Source organism: Candidatus Harpocratesius sp. (assembly GCF_054039255.1).
The window spans coordinates 154,922-176,529 of the sequence record NZ_JBPLBG010000034.1; the positions used below are offsets into that span (position 1 = coordinate 154,922).

15 protein-coding genes are annotated in these 21,608 nt (G+C 31.5%); 4 read left to right on the top strand and 11 right to left on the bottom strand.

The window, feature by feature from the left end:
* Positions 1-2: 2 nt before the first annotated feature.
* From ACXLDF_RS08260 to dut, 3 genes are all read right to left on the bottom strand, one after another.
* Positions 3-6,830 (bottom strand): COG1361 family protein, encoded by a 6,828-nt coding sequence (locus ACXLDF_RS08260; protein WP_457558035.1) that lies wholly within the window; start codon positions 6,828-6,830, stop codon positions 3-5.
* Positions 6,831-7,051: 221 nt separating this feature from the next.
* On the bottom strand, positions 7,052-7,465 hold the full coding sequence (locus ACXLDF_RS08265) for a VOC family protein (protein WP_457558139.1): 414 nt from the start codon (positions 7,463-7,465) through the stop codon (positions 7,052-7,054).
* Between the two features lie 17 nt (positions 7,466-7,482).
* Positions 7,483-7,965 carry a dUTP diphosphatase gene (dut, locus tag ACXLDF_RS08270; RefSeq protein WP_457558036.1) on the bottom strand — a complete coding sequence of 161 codons (483 nt, stop codon included), beginning with the start codon at positions 7,963-7,965 and terminating at the stop codon, positions 7,483-7,485.
* Between the two features lie 82 nt (positions 7,966-8,047).
* Between dut and ACXLDF_RS08275 the strand changes: the two genes are divergently transcribed.
* Positions 8,048-8,506, top strand: coding sequence for a GNAT family N-acetyltransferase (locus tag ACXLDF_RS08275; RefSeq protein ID WP_457558037.1), 459 nt, complete (start codon positions 8,048-8,050; stop codon positions 8,504-8,506).
* Positions 8,507-8,552: 46 nt separating this feature from the next.
* On the opposite strand, the gene argS is transcribed toward ACXLDF_RS08275, so the two are convergent.
* On the bottom strand, positions 8,553-10,463 hold the full coding sequence (gene argS, locus ACXLDF_RS08280) for an arginine--tRNA ligase (protein ID WP_457558038.1): 1,911 nt from the start codon (positions 10,461-10,463) through the stop codon (positions 8,553-8,555).
* Between the two features lie 114 nt (positions 10,464-10,577).
* Here argS and rpiA point away from each other — a divergent pair, with 114 nt between their 5' ends.
* Positions 10,578-11,285: a ribose 5-phosphate isomerase A gene (rpiA, locus tag ACXLDF_RS08285; protein WP_457558039.1), complete on the top strand. Its 708-nt coding sequence runs from the start codon at positions 10,578-10,580 to the stop codon at positions 11,283-11,285.
* Between the two features lie 92 nt (positions 11,286-11,377).
* Here rpiA and ACXLDF_RS08290 read toward each other — a convergent pair whose 3' ends face one another.
* Positions 11,378-12,223, bottom strand: coding sequence for a CBS domain-containing protein (locus ACXLDF_RS08290; protein ID WP_457558040.1), 846 nt, complete (start codon positions 12,221-12,223; stop codon positions 11,378-11,380).
* Between the two features lie 92 nt (positions 12,224-12,315).
* Here ACXLDF_RS08290 and ACXLDF_RS08295 point away from each other — a divergent pair, with 92 nt between their 5' ends.
* Positions 12,316-13,368 carry a DMT family transporter gene (locus ACXLDF_RS08295; protein ID WP_457558041.1) on the top strand — a complete coding sequence of 351 codons (1,053 nt, stop codon included), beginning with the start codon at positions 12,316-12,318 and terminating at the stop codon, positions 13,366-13,368.
* On the opposite strand, the gene ACXLDF_RS08300 is transcribed toward ACXLDF_RS08295, so the two are convergent.
* The 4 genes from ACXLDF_RS08300 to ACXLDF_RS08315 form a co-directional block, all read right to left on the bottom strand.
* A complete protein-coding gene (locus ACXLDF_RS08300; RefSeq protein WP_457558042.1) occupies positions 13,362-14,486 on the bottom strand; it encodes an alpha/beta hydrolase-fold protein in 1,125 nt (374 codons plus the stop codon). The genes ACXLDF_RS08295 and ACXLDF_RS08300 overlap by 7 nt on opposite strands.
* Before the next feature lie 91 nt (positions 14,487-14,577).
* Positions 14,578-15,792, bottom strand: a complete 1,215-nt coding sequence (locus ACXLDF_RS08305) for an iron-containing alcohol dehydrogenase (protein WP_457558043.1) — start codon at positions 15,790-15,792, stop codon at positions 14,578-14,580.
* A 124-nt stretch (positions 15,793-15,916) separates the two neighbouring features.
* Complete coding sequence (proS, locus tag ACXLDF_RS08310; RefSeq protein WP_457558044.1) at positions 15,917-17,467, bottom strand: proline--tRNA ligase; 1,551 nt, start codon at positions 17,465-17,467, stop codon at positions 15,917-15,919.
* Positions 17,468-17,855: 388 nt separating this feature from the next.
* Entirely contained in the window at positions 17,856-18,371 is a 516-nt protein-coding gene (locus ACXLDF_RS08315) for a metallophosphoesterase family protein (RefSeq protein WP_457558045.1), read from the bottom strand.
* 413 nt (positions 18,372-18,784) lie between these two features.
* Between ACXLDF_RS08315 and ACXLDF_RS08320 the strand changes: the two genes are divergently transcribed.
* Complete coding sequence (locus tag ACXLDF_RS08320; protein WP_457558046.1) at positions 18,785-20,047, top strand: hypothetical protein; 1,263 nt, start codon at positions 18,785-18,787, stop codon at positions 20,045-20,047.
* A 187-nt stretch (positions 20,048-20,234) separates the two neighbouring features.
* On the opposite strand, the gene purE is transcribed toward ACXLDF_RS08320, so the two are convergent.
* Positions 20,235-20,621, bottom strand: a complete 387-nt coding sequence (gene purE / locus ACXLDF_RS08325; protein WP_457558047.1) for a 5-(carboxyamino)imidazole ribonucleotide mutase — start codon at positions 20,619-20,621, stop codon at positions 20,235-20,237.
* Positions 20,622-20,761: 140 nt separating this feature from the next.
* The gene (locus ACXLDF_RS08330) at positions 20,762-21,559 is read right to left on the bottom strand and encodes a TrmB family transcriptional regulator (RefSeq protein WP_457558048.1); all 798 of its coding nucleotides are present in this window, start codon (positions 21,557-21,559) and stop codon (positions 20,762-20,764) included.
* Positions 21,560-21,608: the final 49 nt, after the last annotated feature.

Consider the following 21,608-nt stretch of genomic DNA (forward strand, 5'->3'; position numbering starts at 1 on the left):
AATTAAATATCAGGAATTAAAGTTAACAAAGTAGCAATTATTTCACCTTGTTCAGTAAGTTCGTTCGTATCAGTTATCAATTCATGCCTTTTTAATGCTGTAATCACTGGAATAATAAGAGGAATTTTAGTAACTTTTTCTAACTTGTTATTATCATATATACCAGATTCGATTGCGATCAAAGTCTGTCGTTGTTCCTTTGTTAATGGTTGAATCAATGGTTTGAATTGTTCAATCAATTGCCTAGTTCTTGAATTTATGGCAAAAACAACCCCGTCATTGCGAAGTTCATTGATTGCATTGAATGTATCAACATCTTTTTTCCCATATGCAGTTAAAGCAATAATCATTTCTCTAACTTTAAAAGAGTAATTAAATTTATTAACAGCCTCTTGAATAATTAGCATTTTGATAGATTTTCTTTTTAGACCTCTCGAATATAGAGAAACCTTACTCTGTGCAAGACGGTGTTCATAGAGTAAATCAGCAAATAGATGAGTCTCTATTAAACGGACTATAGGTTCAGGTGGGAGCATTTTTCCAGACCAGTTTGGTAGGATTTCACTATTCTCACTTTCAAAAGCACTGGTAAATTCTTTAATTTTATCTTTCAAAGTATCACTTGCAGACTTTAATAAGAGAACGGCAATTTTTACATAATTTCCTTCAATCATAACGATTTTGAATTGTTTATATGCCAATTCTTCTAATCCTGTAGATTTTTCTTCAGAAGTAATATATTCAGCATTTGCAGCATCAGATTCAGTAGAATTTGATACTTTTGATCCTATTTCTTTCCCAAAAGACGTAATTGCTGAGAGGAATCCACTAATTAAATTTCCATCAATCGGAATCTCTGTAAACGTTTGAGAAAATAGGGATAATCCCGCGGATTTATGAATAATCATTAAGTATTGAAGATTTTCTATATCTACAAAACGTTGATGCATTTCCATCAATGCAGCAATTTGCTTTCGTTTTCTAGGTACATAAAAACCTCGATAATATATTGAACTTAATGCAATAAAACAACCTGTAGCAATTGAAATCACAATAATATTATCCCATATTCGGATCCAAACATTAACTACTCTCAAAGATGAAATTTCTGCTGAATTTGTCGAAATACTCGCTTCTTTATAAATACCGTCAGACATAAACAATGGTTCTACATAATATTCTCCAACTGAATCGATCTGGAACGTAGTTACAGCAATTCCTTCTTCATTTGTTATAGCACTTGAATTTTTTACCTCAACACTGTTTTCATTCTTTAGAATAAACCAAATTCGTTCACCTTCAATACCATTCCCTTCAGAATCAAGTAGTTGAATTTTAATTGAAAATTCTCCGGCAAAATCTTCTTGAGAGGTTGCACCGATAATAACCAAGTTAGTTTCCATTTGTGGAAGTGTTTTGATTAATTGGAAAGTTTCATAATTATCGATCGTTTGTGTTTCGATGGTGTTTACAGAAATTAACATATCCATTGTATCAGAAATTGGAACAGTGTAATTAAATCGTATTTTTCCAAATTCATCAAATGAGTAATTAAATGTACTTAATATATTTCCTATAGATATTTCAATAAATGCTCGAATTTCGGTAAATTCTGCAGTGACATTTGCATCTGTGAAATTGGCAGTAAGAACAATTTCAAATCTTTGCCCCTGTCGAAGATTTTCTTGAATTGATTCAATTTCCACAAGAGGTATCCATTTAGGTTTGATCTCAAGTGATATTGTTTGGTTAAACTCTTGAATATAATCATCTTCTTGGAACAGTAATGTAATATTCAAATAATTACCACAATCTTGAGGAATCAGATATTCTACTTCATATAATTGGATGTTACTGAAGATATAATCCGTAAAAATTTGGTTGCTTCCTGTATACTGATAAATTAAAAAAAACTTGCTGCCTTGAAGCATTGTCATGGAAAATCCAGTTTCGTTATAAATAACAGAAATATTAAAATGTATGGTTTGTCCAATCCGCAAATTTTCTGATAAATCTTGAAGCTCCAAAGAAAATGACCATTTTGGAGAAATAGAAAGTGTTATTGTTTGGTTGAATTCTTGAATAATTGAATCCTCTTGGAAAAGAATAAGAATATTTAAAAAATCACCGCAATCTTGTGGTATGTGATATGTTATTTCATATACTGGATATGTACTAAAAATATATTCAGTGAAAATTTGGTTACTACCAGAATATTGGTATATTACATAGAATTTCTTCCCTTGTAAAATTGACATTGAAAGACCTGTTTCATTAAAGGCAACTGAAACGTTAAACTGAATATCTTGGCCAATTCGCGTAAATCCCGTTAAGTTCTGGAAATTTAAAGTGATAGACCATTTTGGAAGAACTGTAAAATGATATGTATATGTAAAAGATAGAATTTTCGAATTCCCAGAATAATCGATTGTAACATTTAAATAATCACCGCAATCTTGAGGAATTAAAAAATCGACAGTTGAGCGGTTAAATTCATCTAAATAATATTCAGTAATGAGATGTTGGCTCGGATAATCATATATTATATAGAAAGATGCACCATAGAACGATTCTGTAGAATTCGGATTGAGAAATTCAGCGTAAACATCAAATGTAATCGTTTGACCGATTCTGAAATTTGAACTGATATTAAATAATGTAAAATTAGTTTCCCATTTGGGTATTATTGGAAAAGCTCCAATTTGATCACTTGCATACTCAATTGTTGATGTTCCTGCATAATCTACAAAGAAAGTAATCTCTTGATGACCATCTTCAATTTCTGGAGTATTGAAATTTATAACACCATCAATACTAGGATAAATTTGCTGTAAAAAGAAGAGATTTTCGCTGTTTCCATCGTACCACCCAGCAATGGTAACAAAAATATCAGCATATTGAGAAAAGCCTTCTATACTCAATTGACCAATCAACGAAACAGAATAACCAACTTGAATAGTTGAATTACACATTAAGGTTAAATTTACTTCATTTTTTCCCTTAACTAATCTGTTTAAGATTTGTGCAGATACTTCTCGAATAGTACTTGTACCCGCATAAGTTGCTTTAATAGAAAGATATTTTCCCGCGAATTGTGTTGGAACGGTCTGGGTATAAGTTGCAATACCTAAATTATCTGTTGTACTAACAATATTAAATGGATCTTCGCCAGTATAGTTAATTTGAATTGAAATCTCTGTATTCTTTAATGCAGTACCATTACTATATGTTAAATTTGCCCTAACATTTAGATCTGAACCAATTTGAATCAATTCATTAATTGCTAAACTTAACTGAGTATCATGTTTTGCTAAAATATGGACATCTACTTGAATCCATGAAGCATTTGCACAATTAAACTGACTTGCGTTAATTTCTAATTGATAATAACCCGGTGATAAATAATATGAATCTGTTGATAGTAAAATCGTTGTTTTATATACTCCAGCCAAGATTAAGCTCAAATCTCCCGTTGCTGCGACATTATTTGTATTATTATCGCGAAGTTGCCAATTGACTGATGCATTATTAAGAGGTAGAGGTGCAGAAGGATTGTTAATATTCTGATACGTTGCATAAAAATCGATTTCACCTCCTTCATAAGTATCAATAGCATTATCAGCAGTTAATTTAGTCATAATTGGTAGAACATTTGTAGATAATTTCATATAAGTTGAGTTATATCCATCTACTGCAACAGTTATGGTTAAAGAATAGTTAAAGATTCCAGCAATATTTGTTGTATTTAAACCAGTACCTATAATATAGATACGATATTTTCCTTTATCTGATTCGATTTGAGTATCCCGAAAGATTTCGTCTCCATAAAATACATTATCAGTTCCATTAAATGTCCCAGAAATCTGTCCATTTTCGAGAGGAACACCGTTAGTATGATTAGTTATTTTTACTTCAATTATTGAATGAGTTGTATCATTAACAATTGGAAAATTTCCTTCGTTAACATAACCAAAATAACGAGATATATTATATGCTCCAGAAAGAAACTCAAAATCAATTGCATAACCAGAAATATTGATCCAAGCATTTCCTAACCTTTGAAATTCATAAAAGGGCATTTCTATCTTGATATAAACTAAATAATTACCTGTTGGGACAGATCTTGTCTTAAATGTGAGTGTGTAATTTCCTTCAGCATTTAAAGATGAATTTTCAACAACAGGATCAACTAATGCCTGATAAGGCGGCCAGTCCATTCCCCATATAGAATCTGTTGAATTTAAATATAATTGAATATAATCTTCTGCACCAGAAATAGGCGTTCCGTCTTCTTCAGAGAAATTTAAATAAAAAGAGCCCTTCTCTCCAGAATTTAGGGAATCGGGATTAATCCTAATTGATGCTTGAGAACACCTCCATACACCAAAAGTCGAAATCAGAATTCCAACCCGGGTTGTTTTTCCTGTTGAAGCAGAAGAATCATTCCAGATTCCGACTATTTGATAAGTACCCACTCCAAAGTCTTGAACACTCCAAGTATCTGAAATATTATTTGAACTCTGGTAATATTTGGGATATCCAGTAATAATAGAACCTGAACTATTTTTTATAGTAATATTATAATTTCCAATAATTCCAGCAGAACCACTACGATTAAGGGAAATTATTGTCTGATTTCCCGCAAAAAATCGTGTTGAATCACCAGACTGTTGCTTAATTCCAACAAATTCGACATAATTTTTCGAAGTAAATTGAAGATTCCAAGTTCCGTTAATATACCAAGGATTTTCAGTGCTTCCCATAGGTTTAGTTGCATCCATAACACTAGCGTTTTGAATAATTCCGGAATTTCCAGTACCATTTAGTCTAACCGCTGAAGCATAATCCGGAGTATCACCTAAAGGATCAATAGCAGAATACCAATACCAATCTTCAGAATTATTACCTTTATTATCCCAAGCAGGAATGTCAATAATGGTAAAATTATATTGAATAGCAACGAAATTATGAAAATTATTATTTATATATTGCTCAAAAGTATTCGTATTATTGAAAGTAACATTCCAGTATATTGTGGGATTACTATTAGGTTGTACATCTTTAACATAATATGTTGCTTCGCTGTCATTACTCCGAACACGGGAAATACTAATAACGCTCGTAAAGTCAAGTGTAGAATTTGCATAAGTGGAGTTTGTTGTTCGAAACTGAAGTGTTAAGTTATTATTATGATAAGGAATTAAAGGATGTATAAGTTGGCGAGTAATATTTTGCCAGCCTGTTCCATTGAATATTTGAAATCCAGCTTTTGAAAAATTATCTGTCTTGTAAAATGGACTTAAAGAAATATCGTCAAAAGATACAGTAAAATCTGTGGTTGGAGCGGTTCGAGCGCCACCTACATTAATAATGCCCAAACTTACTAAATAAGAATCATTATTTAAGAAATATCTCAATCTAGTTGTTAAATTAAAATTTAGTATTTTAGAACCTTTAATTGTAACTCCGAAAATGTCAGTTAATAATCCTAAAGGAATAAAAATTCCATCCACTCCATCAGATATATATGAGAATAGATACCAATAACGAACATCTCGAACGGCAGGAAAATCGATAGAACACTTAAATTCAAGATCTCCGATTTTATATTGATCTTCTTCAATTGCTGCAACCGCAATTCCACCGAAATTAACTTGAACTTCATCTGTAGTTTCATTGATACCTTCAAACCAAATTCCAAATTCTACAGTATGATTTACTTTTGTTGTATCAATTAAGTTAGTAATATCAAACGTTCGAGTAATCATATCATGATCTAGATACTCAGAATTATTAACACTGGTCTCAATTGTAGTGGAAGTTGCATTCGGGTAATAATTATTATCTTTATCGAAACGTCCATCAACATATTGTCCATCAACTTTAACAATAACTGAAAGATTATCAGATGCATCATAAGCTAAGTTTTCAATGCTCCACGCAATTGAGAGTAAGAATTGTTTAGGAATAAAATCAGGTGCTGTAGGATCAGTGAAGTTAACTTGCCATCCAATTGAAGGATTTCCTAACGTAAAATTACTAGATCCTGCATGAATATATGCTTCTAGCTGATCTCCAACATCATCATAAGATAATTGACGTGTAGCAGTTCCACTTTCTCCTCCAAATGGGTTTTCAAGTTTTTTTTGCCAATCATTTCCAGTTTCATTAGTAACTTGAGTATTTCCCCAATCTGGTTCAACAGTAAACTCATTGTAAAGAGGGTATTGGACTTGGCCGCTAGATATTTTATCTGTTTCATATATTGTAAGATTAGGATCTGGTTTTTCCATCCATTGATACCATTCAGCCAGTGCACTATCTGGAATTGTATTTCCTATTCCACCACCATTAGTTCCAATAATATTTAACATTTCATCATCAAAATTTCCAGTTAACCCCCATTTTAATAGATCTGGAGGGTTAAAGCTAATAAAATTCCAAGGTGATACGGGGTTGCTCGTGTAGTTTAGAGTTACATTTTGATCGGAAATCATTTGCCAGGGTTTATATAAAGCACTAATATTGAAATCATGAGAATTTATATTCCATCCAGTTGGAATTTGAATGGTTAGATTTTCATTGTCAACATCTATTCTACTTTGAGGTGTAATACTTCGAATATCTTCCCGTACATCGAATTGAGAAACATTTAATTGAAGTACATTTTCAGCTGCGATCTGTGGAACAGAATTAGTAATAAATTGAGGTGTAGTTGGTGTAGAAGAAAGATTTGTACTTTCTTTCATGACAGAATTGTTATCTTTTCCTTCAAAATTTGTGATATTTTGTGAATTTGGAGAAAAAGATTGTGAAAGAGTTAAAATCAAAAAAAGAAGCACAGTAATTATTTTAGAAAAATTTTTTTTTTTAATCTTGATCACTCCTTTCTAAAAGATCACCAATATTTAAGATCATACTGTTTAACTAATATATTTCTATTGTATGAAGTATTCTATAATGAAATTCCTTTTAATGGACAGAAAAGAAAATAATAATATATTTGGACCATTTCTGAACATCAAAAATGGTGAATTCATAAAAAAGGAGATTAGATATACTTTAAAACGTTTTCCTCATAAAATGATTGAATTTCGAGCGTGTATCCCATAGGATCCTTGAAAAATGCATTGTAGATTCGAAACTGAGGTGTTTTAGCAGGTTTTTTGATACATTCAATTTTGTTATCACAAAGATAATGATACCATCGATCTACCTCCACCATAGTGTTAACTACTAATGTAAGGCACACTTTTGAAGGATTTACCAAAAAATCTTTATAGTGTGAACAAAAACCCCAAAAAGCAATATGGGGTGATTCGCCAACTTTGAACACTAAACATGTTCCTTGTTCTAAGGCAATAGGTAGATTTAATATGCCAAAATAAAAATTACGCATTGATTCAAGATTTTTACATGGAAAAAAGTTCATCGGATATCGAATTATTGGTAAAGAAGCATTCATTTTATTCAATCCTTTTGCTACTTGCCTGTGGAACCAAAACCTCCCAAACCGCGCTCTGAAGTCGGTAAAGTTTCAACTTCTTCAAATTCATAATCAACCAATTTTCTAATAATAAGTTGGCAAATTTTATCCCCTTTATGAAGAGTAACAGGTGAATTTGAGAGATTAACCACAATAGCTCCCCACTCATTTCTATACCCTGCATCAATAGTTCCAGGAGAATTAACAATTGACAACCCTTGCCATAAAGCTAAACCACTTCTCGGAACTACAGCGGCATAATAACCTTCTGGGATTGCAGTTGCAAATCCTAATGGACACAAAATTCTTTCAAGGGGTTGTAGGGTATATTCATCATCATCAATTTCGATTAATTCTTTATTTTGGGAATTTTTTATTTTTTTAAATCCATGAATATAACAATCAGCACCAGCATCTCCTATTTTTGCGATTTTAGGTAATTTAGCATTTGATTGCCATTTTTTAATAGATATTTTCATGATTATATTAGAACTATAGCAACATTTTTTTTAAAGATAGTTGATAATACAAAAATATAGAAGAATTAGAAGGGAAATAATTATGTCAGAAATAACAATTACACGCTACAATCCAAGAAAAGATAAGGATGAATTGGAACAATTATTGAAGGATTTTGAATATAGAATTGGCAAAGTTGATTTTGATAAGTTTTCCAAGGAGATTGAAGAACGGAGCAAGGATCTTCGATTACGAAATTCGATGATATTAGCAAAAGAAGATGGAAAAATTGTTGGAGCAGGTTTTTTTAGCATTTGGAATGATTATTTAGGTCGTCAACATTGCGTTTTGCATGATGTTATTGTAAGAAAAGAACATTCATTCAAAAAAGGAATTGAAGAGAAGATCATGCGTGAATTATTTAATTACCTAAAGAAAACTATGAAGATTGAAAAAGTATCTTTATATGCTAAAAAAAAGGGAGACTCAAATCTTCTTTCTGTTTTAATGAAATTGGGAATAAAAAAGAGCGAATGGGATCACTACGAACATTTCTTATAAAAAAAGAACAAATATCTTTTTTTTCTAAGTTAATTTTTTTTTACTATTACATTTCATTAAGTTCTTGAATTTCAAACAAATTTAGTATGTCCTTCAATACTAGTCGAACAGCTTCACAAAGGGCTAAACGTGCAGCTTGTAGTGTTGAATTTTCAGAAAGGATTGGACAAGCATGATAAAAACGAGTAAATTGTTGTGCAATATCGAGAAGATAACGCATTAATTCATGTGGTCTGAGTGTTTCTGCTGTATATTTTACCTTATCAGGATATTGATATAAAAGCGAAATGAGGGCTTTTTCCTCTTCATGAACAAGCAAGTTAAAATCAATTGAAGAAACATGATATTTTTTATTGACAGAATACTCATCAGGATTATATGGAACTGAAATCTTCTTTTCAAGACCTTTACGAAATATGGAACAAATTCTAGCATATGCATAGAGAATATAAGGTCCTGTCTCACCTTCAAAACTAATACTTTGTTTAGGATCAAAAATAAAATCGCGTGTATATTCATATTTTAAAATGAAAAATCGTAAAGCGGACATTGCAATTTTTAAAGCACGATTATCTATTTCAAGGAGATCCAATGAAGGATAGCGACATTTAATTTCTTCTTTTGCTAAATCTTTGAGTTCTTTCACTACATCGTCTGCATCTACAACTGTACCTTCTCGAGATTTCATTTTTCCGGAAGTAAGACGGATCATTCCATAGGAATAATGAATATTGTTTAATGGCATCCCTAATTTAGTCAATAATTCAAAAAGTGTCTTCATTTGCATATTTTGCTCATTTCCGATAATATAAATAGATTGATCATATGAAAAATCTTCATATTTTTGATGAGCCAAATATAAATCTTGAGTAATGTACAAAGAGGTTCCATCACTACGAATAAGCACTTTTTGTTTTGGAAGTCCTTTTTTAGAAAATCGGGCTATAATTGCACCGTCACTTAATTGTTCAAAAATTCCTTTTTTCAATCCTTGAAGCACTAGGTTCTTTCCCTTATCATATATTTGACTTTCATAGTATGTTTTAGTGTGTTTGATATTAAATAGTTGGAATGTTTCTTGAAAACCTTGCTCAGCCCATGAATTCATTTTTTTCCAAAGAGCACGAACTTCTGGAACATGATTTTCCCAGTCAATTAACATTTGTTGAAGTTCTTTTTGCATCTTTCCATAAGGTGTTTTATCGATTTCTTGTTGAAGTTTATTTATTTTTTCAAAATCTTGCATTTCAGGTGTTTTTTTCTTTTCCATTTCCAGTTCTTTTAATTGTTCTTCAACTTCTTTGAGAAGGCGATTCTCTTCAATTGCAAATTTTACATAATAATCGCCAACAAAATGATCTGGTTTTTTTTCTTCAGTTTTGGGAGTTTTACCATTTCCAAATTTTTGATATGCCCACATACTTTTACAAATATGAATCCCACGATCATTTAGCAAATTAGTTTCATAAACAAGATGCCCGATTTTAGAATTCATGCGAGACAAAGCTTGCCCTAAGAGCATGTTCCGAACATGGCCAAAATGGAGAGGTTTATTCGTATTTGGAGAAGGATATTCAATAACAATTTTCTGAGGTTTAAAGTTATGGGCCATTTTAGAGAGAGAATACTTATGAACACTAGAAAAAACTTCTTGAATTACATCTTTTGCCATGATTTTTTTATTTATATGGAAATTTAAATACGCTCCTACAGCTTCTATCCGTTCAATCATTGGATATTTTGCAAGAAGAGAAGGAGTAAATTCGTGAGCTAGTTTTTGAGCAATTTCTGGGCCTTTCAACTTTAAAATTTTTTGAAGTCTAAAACAAATAATTGTAAAATCAGCATTAACCTTTTTATTAGCACTTTCAATAAAATTTACCAGTTTTGAAGCAGGAAGTTCGGGATTTTTTATAATATCTGCAAGAATCCCTGCAATGCTCTCTGCATAGTCCATAACTGATAGAATATTGGAAATTCAATAAATTTTTGCAAAATTAAATTCTTCTTAAAAGATAACACCTAAAAAGAAATTCGCAAAATTTTCATTCTATGAAAAAAACTATTATTTATGGTATTATCATCAATTGAAGAAGCAAAAAAAAAAGCAGGTTATGCTGCAGTAGATGAATTTGTCCAAGATCATATGATATTAGGGATCGGAAGCGGATCTACAGTTGTATATGCTGTAGAAAGATTAGTCCAGAGAGTTAAAAAAGAAAATCTTCAAGTAATTTGCATTCCAACATCCTTCCAATCAACTCAACTTATTGTTAAAGGGGGTCTTCGTTTAGGAACTCTTGATCAATATCCCGAAATTGATGTGGATATTGATGGCGCGGATGAAGTTGATAACCAGCTGAATTTGATTAAAGGAGGAGGAGGATGTCATGTGCAAGAAAAAATTGTTGCAGGAAACAGTAAAAAGCTGGTTATTGTTGCTGATTATCGAAAAGAATCCGTAAATTTGGGAGAACAATGGAAAAAAGGAATCCCAATAGAAGTAATCCCATTTGCATATGTTCCAATACAAAAAAGAATTGAAAAATTAGGAGGAACATCTATATTAAGAATGGCTAAAAATAAAGCAGGTCCAATCGTTTCAGACAATGGAAATTTCATTCTTGATGCAGATTTTGGTATAATTAAAGATCCTGCTAATTTAGATTTGCAATTAAAAAAGATTCCAGGAGTTGTTGAAACCGGTTTATTTGTTGGAATGGCGGTTAAAGCATTTTTTGGACAAAAAGATGGAACTTTAACCACACGCTCTCTATAGACTCAATCTAAGCTCACTCTAAAATAAAAAGAAAGTCTTGCAACTCTTTTGAATTTATATTAGATCTTAATCCCTTTAACTGAGTGAATGATTTACTCAAACATCGAAATAATTGGCCGTAGTTTAAAGAGAGATACAGGTCTGGTATAATTTGTTTTTTCTCTCATTTCAAGTTCTGCCCCATATAATTCCATAAATCTTCGTGTAAATGCTTGCAATTCTATTCGTAATTCAATAGAAGATTCATCACAAACAAGTATAGCAGTTATATAATCATTTTGTTCAAACATTATATCATAATAATCTTTTTCTATATAACGCAAATCTCCAGAATTTTGTAGTACTTCATCGGTAATTTTTTCAATGGCAGAAAGAGTTCCACCAAGTAAATCTATGTATTTCTCAGCAACATCATCCCTAAACAGATAATTTGCTAAAATTAGACCAGTTTTACTTTCTTGAACACAAATCATGATGGGTTTTCCTTTTGGAAGAATGTCAGTAGTCCAAGCAATGACATCTTTAGTTGAAATTATACCAATAGGTTGACTTTGCTCATTTCCCACTACTACTCGTTTGTATCCTTTTGTATTCATAAAATGAACAACATCATCAATTGGTGTGTGTTTTTGTATAATTGGAATCGGACCCCTCATTAATTCTTTCGCTTTAATTTCTGCAAGAGAACGTTCTAAAGATGAATATTCATTACTTTTATTCTGAGACTTATTGAATTGCGCTAAAAAATGCACGATTTGACGATGAGAAATGATATAGTATTTAGAAAGGTCATCAATATCTTCAATTATAACCGCTGAAATCATCTTTTTATCCATTAATGATACTACATCTAATAACGAATCTGATTTTTCTAATAAATAAACTCCGACATGTGCAATATCGGCCGCAATTAAGCCGTAGGTCGGTTTTCTCGTCATAAATTTACTTCCTATAACTCTTTATAAATATATCTAATGCTAATCAAAATACAGAAGATTTTATTCTTTTGGAATTTTCATTTTCTTGTAGAATGAGAACCAGTATTCGATATTTCTTGGCATTTCTCGCCTATTTTATTTGGGGGTTAACATTCCCATTTGCAATACAAGTCATGCCTCCATTATCTTCATATAGCTTTGTGTTTTTACGGACTTTGATGGGCAGTATTGTATTGCTTATATTTTTAGGAATTAAACGAGAAATTTTAGAATGGTTTTCTTCCTTTCGCACACATTTCAAAGCCCTTTTCTTATTTGCATTAGGCCCATTTACGTTTTCATACATTTTACAATTTTATGCCATTCAATTTACTTCACCAATTAATCAATCAATCATTGCTCAAACTTCGATTATTTGGGTTATTGTTCTAAATTATTTCTTTTTTCATCAGAAACCGCACTTAAAATTTATTATCGGAGTAATTTTGGCAATTATTGGAGTTATTCTTCTTATTACTGGAAAAGGTTTAACTTTATCACCAGACACAATTAAAGGAGATATTCTATCTATAATTGCTTTTATCTCATGGGCAGCGTACAGCTCCTTTTCGAAACCAATATCTGAAAAAATGTCTCCTCTATATTCAATTACTTCAATTCTTTTAATAAGCACTGTGATTCTATCTGGATTTGCATTTGGAACAGGATTAACTGATCAAATTTCTCAGTTAACAGGAATTCAATGGGGGATAATGATATATTTGGGAATAATTTGCACAGGTTTAGCATATGTTCTTCATCTTGTGGGTGTTGCAGGTGAAAAAGTAAAAACAGAATACGTTGTTTATACTGGCTTTATAATGCCCATAGTTTCAACTATATACAGTGTAATCTTTTTAGATAAAATATTTACAAATAGAATGCTTCTGGGGGGAATTCTAATTATGCTTTCTGCAGTTATTGTTCAATATCAAAATCAGAATAAAGAACAATCAGCTCAAGAAAATCGAGATCAATCATCTCATGAAAATGTGAATCTCCCTTTAATTACAATACATATCCAAGATGAAGAAAATACTACAGATTCATTAAACTTTGAAAAAATTAAATCAAGAAGCAAAAAAGAAACAAGAACTCCTTATTGATCGATTGGATCAGATATATATTTGCAGCAAAACATAAGACCAGGAATTAATTTTTGAACTATTCCAATCATGTGTGGAGATATTTTGCTGGCATAAGAATCATAGAAAATCTGTAGATCCACTGATATTCCTTTTTCATGTAGAGTAGTATTAAACTGCTGAATCTGAGCAAGGAAGCCATATTCATCATTTTCTTCACATGTAATTTGTAAAGCACAATTTTGGAAAGCATTAGGATATTTATGAATCAATCGATTAAGATCATATTCCATCCAATTTTCTTTCGCTTTCGAGTCAAAAGATATAATATTGCCTTTTTCATCCCTCTTGATTGATGGAAGAAGTGGAACATCTTTTGAAAAGATAAGATCGGCAGTATCCAAAATATCATCGAGATCTTGTTGCCCAAGTTTAATCGCTTTTCTTTTTCCATAAATGCGCTGATAAAATGGAATGATTTCTTGATGATTGAGCAATTCTAACCATGAAATTGCAGGACTTAAAGCTACAATTGCTGAAAAAAGATCAGGTTTCAAAATACCTCCTAATAAAGCGCCAAATCCACCCATGGAACCTCCAATCAACGCGCGTCCACTCTTTTTTGGGATGGTTCGATATGTATGATCAATGTAATTGACTAGATCTTCAAAAATATAGTCTGCATAATTTCCAGTATATGGTGAATTTAAATAGAATGAACCTTTCTTAGATATTAAACCATTAAATCCTTTTTCTTTGAAAATATTCTCTAAAGGCAGAGATCCATCTACTTGCACTAAAATAAAAGGTTTTAACTGATTATTATTGATTAAATTATCCAACTGCTCTAATGTGGGAAAACTTTTAAAGAATTTTCGTAATATCACTCGATAAAAAAAAGGATAATGTTTTGGAATTTCTGCATTTGAAATTATCAGTAGATCATTAATATCCCCTGAATATCCATGAAGTAAATAAATAACTGGATAATATGTTTCTTGGTTATTTTGAGTGAAATAATTAGGAGGAAGATAGACATGACATTTTTTTAAAGGATTATCTTTTATCGCATTTTGTTCAAGATGTTTGGCATAAAATTGATCTACTCGATAACGCAGCGATGAAATCATCTTACTCATCTTGGTTAATCATAGGAAAAAGTAGTTAAAAAAATTTCTAAAAATAATAAAATATCACAAATATTATAGAGAAAAAAGGAGATAAAAAAAATTATTCTTGCGGTGGCTTAATTTGGTGGAGAATTTCAATAAAATCATCAGGATAGAAGATTTTTGGAACAGGATATGCAGGATTTCCTTCTTTTGCAGCGCGTTCGGCTAATAAAGCAATATCTTTCTCTTGTAATTCTTTGATATATGTTGGAATTCCCATTGTTTTATTAAGATCTTTCACCTTTTGGATGAAAATTTCAGCACCTTCTTTAGGAGTGGTGTATGATTTAATCAATCCTCCTGCTACTGCCAATTTAGCTAGTTTTTTATGGGCTTTTTCACCAAATGCTTCCAATACATATGGTAAAACAACAGCATTTGCCAATCCATGAGGTACACCATATAGACCGCCCAAGTTATGTGCAATAGCATGGACATATCCCACAGATGCTCTGGTAAATGCCACTCCTGCATAAAAAGCGGCTAATGCCATGTTGTTTCGAGCTTCAAGATTACTACCATTTTGATATACTTCTTCAATATTCTCAAATATTAATTTTGTGGCCTTTTCTGCAAATCCCCGAATATATTTCGTACTGTGCCACCCAATTGAAGCTTCGACAGCATGGGTTAAAGCGTCCATCCCTGTAGTCGCAGTTATAAAGGGAGGGAGACCAACCATTAATCTTGGATCTAAAACTGCAACGTGAGGAATAATATTTAAATCAACAATTGCAAATTTTTCATGTGTTTTAGGATTACTTACAACAGCAGCTGCGGTTGTTTCTGAACCCGTACCAGCAGTTGTAGGCACTGCATAAAAAGGAGGAAGTCGTTTTAAAATGGTAAATTGACCACGCATTTTTACTACAGGTTTTTTTGGTTTTACAACCCGACACGCAGCTACTTTTGCACAATCCATAGGAGAACCACCACCAAAAGCGATAAAACCATCGCAATTCTCTTTAGTATACATTGTATATGCATTTTCAATATTTTCTATTGTTGGATTTGGTTGAACATCATCAAAAACAGCAAAGCTTACATTGTGTGTAGATAAAGCAGCTTTTAACGAATCCAATAATCCTAATTGATGCAAATTGGCATCAGTTACAACTAAAACTTTTTTCACACCATCAGATTTAACACGTTCGGCTAATTGTTCAATTGCATTTTCTCCAGAAATTAAATAGGGGTTGGGAAATTTAATGATTTTTATTGCCCCGAGAAAAATAATATGGCGAATACGATATAAAATAGTAAGAAGTTTCATGATGAATCACTAGATCTTATTGCACGTGAACTATTTAACTTCTTTCTCCCCTTTGTGCAAGAGAAAGTAAAAAAACATTAAAAATTAACTTAAAAATTCTCGTATTTATAAAATAAAAAAAGACTTAATATGTTCGGCCAATCCGCCAGTATTCAGTGACTGGTTTCATACAATGAGCACAGTAGATTTCCTTCTCTGTAGAAATTTCCTTATTCAAAGCTGTGATGTATTCTTCGGGAATTCCCAAAAATTTTAATCCTTCTAAACGCTGTTCAACTGCAGCTGCACAAGATTCAGATCCACAAAATGGAATTTCTGCAATCCCTTTTCCTTCATCAATAAAATTCAAAGCTTCTTCTAAGTCATTTGTTCGTAAATTCCAATCATTATGGTGCGTTTTAGCCGATTCCCACATATCAGATTGAATTAAATTAAGTAATTTTCTTAATTCTTCAACTGCATTCTTTTGAGGAATAAATATTTTTTCCTTAGTATCACGACGAACTAAGCATACATTTCCTTTTTGAACGTCTCTTGGTCCAATTTCAACTCGCACAGGAACACCACGTAATTCCCAATGAAAATATTTCCTTCCAGGACTTATTTCACGTAGATCAATACGAACACGAAATCCCACTTCTTTTAATGACTTAACTAAGGAATTAGCTGCATCCAATACAGGTTTTTCCTTATTTTTAAATAAGATAGGGATAATGACTACTTCAATAGGGGCCACTTTTGGAGGAAGTTTTAATCCGAAATTATCCCCGTGAGAAGCAACAAGTGCTGCAATAGCGCGTTCACTAATACCATAACAAGTTTGATGTACATATTCTTGTTTTCCTTCTGCAGTTTCATATTTTATATTGAATGTTTTTCCAAATGTCTGCCCTAAATTGTGTACGGTTCCAATTTGTAAAGCTTTGTGTGTGATAGGAAAGATACAATCAAAAGCAATTGTGTAATTAGCACCAGGAAAGGTATCCCATTTCGGACGCTGTGAAATAACATAAGGAACTCCCATTGCATCGAAAAATGATCGGTAACATTGAACCGCTTCTCGAATTTGCTCTTCACACTCTTGAGCAGTTGCATGATAAGTATGAGCTTCTTTGAATGTTGTGATTTCCCTTACACGAATGAGCGGTCGTGTATTTTTACCTTCATAGCGAAAAGTATTCACAATTTGATATGTTTTTAATGGTAAATCTTGATGAGATCTTATCCAGAGTGAAGCCATGGGATACATTACGGTCTCAGATGTCGGACGGAGTGCTAATTTAATATCTAAAGGTTTAGTCCCCCCATCTTTTACCCAATACACTTCTTCTTCAAAACCTTTCACAGTTTCCGCTTCTTTCATAAATTGTGGTTCTGGAACTAATAGGGGAAATAACATTTCATCATGAGGGATAGGTGTATTGTCTAATAAATCACGAATTATTTGAAAAGCATTCTGGCGAACTTTAAATCCATAAGGTAACCAAACACCACAACCTTTCAAATTATATCGATAATCGATTATTCCAGCATCAAATAATACTTGATTAAACCACTCGCTGAAATTCTCAAATGGAGGAAGCCCTCTTTCAGTTTGGTTTTTTTTTAATTGCTTTGCAGCTTTATTTGTATTTTTTCTTTTCTTTTCTTTTCTCTCAGTTTTTTTAGAAGTCATGATGTGTTTCCCCAATAAAATCGAAAGATACGTCCCGAATAAGATCACTCTTATAACAGAACGTATATTAAAAAATCACGCATATTTGAAAAAATTATCTGTAAAAAAAAAATATAATCCTTTTTTACATAGTTATATTTTAATTTTAAAATGATTTAGAGTAGAATTTAGAAGAAAATCTTATTTTTAAATAAATTTTAAGAACGAATCTTACACCATTTCTGAAATTGGTTGAAATGATTTTGAAATTTCTCATCATCGCATCAAGGCACTGAAAATAAAATGTATTTGAAAAATTGATCATTACAAAATTTACTGTAAATTATTCGCGAATATGTGCGAATAAGTTTATTTCTGGAAAAAAAAAGAAATAAAAAGCATTAGAAATTTATAATTGAATAATTCGAGGGCTTATTTCATCCTTAGTTAGTTCTAAGAGTCCAAAAGAACCCCGATTTTTGCATGCACCTGGATTAAAAAACCATTTATTCCCTCGCTGTGTGATTAAATGTCGATGTGTATGTCCAAAAACAATTAAATCATATTGATTTAAATCAAATCGTGATTTAATTCGACCGATCATATTGATTGGTGCACCCCAACCATGGAGAAGAAGGATTCTATGATTCATTAAAGTAATTTCTTTTTTAGCGGGAAGAATATTTTGTAATTGTGAATCCATTGCATCCATATTTCCATGAACAGCAATTACTCGATCCTCACCATATTTATCAATTAGAATTTGATATACGCTCGCATTGGTGAAATCTCCCAAATGAAAAAGATAGTCTATATGAAAATTATTAAATTCAGCCAAGGCAGATTTTAATGCGCTGGAAATCTCATTTGATGAAGAAATGTGCGTATCAGAAAGCACACCTACAAGTATCTTATCAGCTTCCATGTAATTTCATCAGTACTCACTATCACTAAGAAATTATATAAAAGTTAAGCTTTTTGCAGAACTAAGCAATTTTTAAATAATGCATAAATCGAAATTAAAAAAAATAACACAATTTTGTTGTATCGTTTTTATTTATTAATGAAAAACATCAGAGTCATTTTAATTGATGTAATGAAGACAGTAAATTATCAAATGTATACCATTTTATTCGTTATGATGGAAAAAAACAGAAATTAATGTAGAATATATTAAAATCGATTTCCTTCATGTAGAAAAAAACCCAGAACGAAATAAGAACACCTTTCACAACAAACATGTGGTTAATGATTTGAAGAAAGTTAAATTCTTAAATTATTTATAGAGTATATTACAATAATATAATCATATAAAAATTAATGGGAGACTTACAAAAGATGTTTTTTATTGAAAATATTAACCATGAATTTACAACAATTGAAGTTATTGTCATGGTATTATACGGTGCCTTTATACTTCTTTTAACACTGTTTGGTAGTGATCTTTTAGCAAGATACATTCGAGCAGATAAAAGGACTCGTGGCGACGCTGCCTATATGATCTTCTTTATTATTTCATGTGCAATGTTGGGATATGGGTTATATTTATTTCCTGCTTTCATCAACTATTTTCTAAAAAAGGATTTTGAAGCGCAGGATCTAAACTTAGCATGGATTCCAGCATTACAATATGTTATCATGTTATCCATTATAGTCTCGATAGGATATGTTTGTTTGTTGATTTTATTAAAAAATAAAAAAGTCATTCTATATTCAATCGGTCTTTTTGGAATTCTAACAGTGTTGTACATGTTTATTTGGATGGTCTTATGCGCAATGGATCCTCAAAATATTAAGTATGTTGTGATTAGTAGCCCTACAATGATTCCGGTAATTTTAGTCATTTTTGGATTTGGAATTATCGATTTCTTAGGTATTGTTTACATATTAGTTGTAAAGCTATCACCACAACGAGAAGTACGACGACGTGTACTATTTGGAATTTTTGGAATTATAATCGCAGGTATCGGTGGATTTATTGAAATTTCGATTCGAGATATGGTAAATTATGATCAACAATGGTGGTATGTTTACGGAACACTAATTGAACTCTTTGGTTTTCTCATCATGCGCTATTTCTTCTTATCTATTCCTTCATATGATGAATTTTCATGGAAATCTGGTATGAAAGAACTTCATGTGATCATAGCTGAAACAGGAATTTCTCTATTTTATCAATCATTTGCAGAAATTGTTGCTTCTGAATTGCATGGTGATATTAAGGTTACTGCAACAATTCCCGAAGATGAGAATAGACCAAATACAGATTTAGTTGCAGGTGGTTTGGTAGGAATTAAAGGAATGCTTTCAGAAATTTCAGGAGACAGGGGAAAATTAGAAAATATCGAAATTGGGGAAAAATCTTTAATATTTAAGCAAGGAAAAGTAGTTCTTTGTCTTTTATTAGCCGATGAAAATCTGGGAGTATATCACAGTATTTTGGAAGAATTAGTTGAAAAAATTGAATTATCCCATCCAGATTTGGCAAATTTCAATGGTGATACTCGAAAATTACATATTCAACCAATTGTGGAAGAAGTTTTTGATTTAAAATCAAAAAAAAAGAAACAGATAAAAAATAATCAAGTTTCAGAAGAGTAAAAAGTATAATTGTTTTTTTTCTAGTAATTTTTTCTATTTTCTATTGATTATCTCCTTATTTTCATTCTAATTTTCCATTTTCATTTGATATTAACATTGATATTTACTGAAATTACATGAAGAACTTAATTTCTCTAAAAATTCCTAAAAAAATAAAAAAATAATTCCATATTTCAAAGATTACAATTTATAAAAGTTGTAAAATTCTCAAAGCAAGAAAAGCGGCATTTTTCCCGTTGTCTATTCCGACACACGCAACCGGAACTCCTGGTGGCATTTGTGCTATAGATAACAAAGCATCTAATCCACCTAATTTCGCACTTACTGGAACACCGATGACAGGTTTATCTGTTTTTGAAGCTACAACTCCTGGAAGTGCGGCAGATAATCCTGCAACACAAATAAAAACTTTGGCATCAGTTGATCGAACGTATTCAGCTAATTCATCAGGATTTCGATGAGCAGATAGAATTTTCAATTCATGATCTATATTCTTTTCTTCCAGCACAGATAAAGCTTTTCTGTAAATTTTTTCATCTGAAGTGGAACCAGCAATTACAGACACTAAAACCATAGGAAAATTAAATTATCATCAAAAAAAAAATTACTGATATAAAATTAAAATCTCTTTAAAATGATACACTTCACACTATAATTAGAAGAAGTAAAATTACAAAAAAATGGGAGAGAAAAAATAAATAATTAAGTATTTAATTAGTTAAAATCACGCAGTGAAAACTTGTGTCCCATACTCCACAGCATTTTGAAATAAGTCTTGCTGTAATTTATTAATCGGCTTTCTTGAATAAGAAAGACCATATTTTCATCTTTAATCGCTATTTTCAAAAAAGAAGTTAGAAAAATAATCATTTCTGTTTGATCAAATAAAATTGCGTCAAATAATACATGTTTTACCATCTGAACCTTTGCAATTGACACCAATTTTCGCCAAACATTCTTATTTTTTATATTAAAATGAGTTTCATCCACGATAACATTGATCTCTACTTTTTTCTCAGATAAATCTAAGAAAATATCAAAATAGTCCGACAACATTTCTTCATTAGGATTTTTCAAGAAGATGGTAAGATCTTTTGATGTTCCTCGAATCATTTCTTCAACTTTTTGGAATATTTGACCATTTAAAATCCAAATAGGTGTTGATTCAACTGTTTCTTCAGCCCCATATAACGGTTCAAGTTTTTCAAGTAAAGCAGACTCGATACGTTGGTATTTTTCTTCTAATTCCTTTTTCGCCAATTTGGCTACAAACGCAGGACGTTCAGCTTTATATTTCATCGGTCGGCCACTGATTACTTTTACCCATTGCTGAGATTCTAGATTTACTAGCACATCATAAATTCGACTATAAGGAATGGAAGTTCGATCGCTTAATTCTTTTGCCGAACTGACTCCATTTGTAATGAGGGCTACGAATGCTCGAGTTTCATAATCCGTTAAGCCAAATTCTTTTAATGCTGCATATACTTCTTGAGAGATATTTGTTTTCATGCACATGCCCCGCAGATAAATGTACTCAAAGTCCAATTATCTATACTTA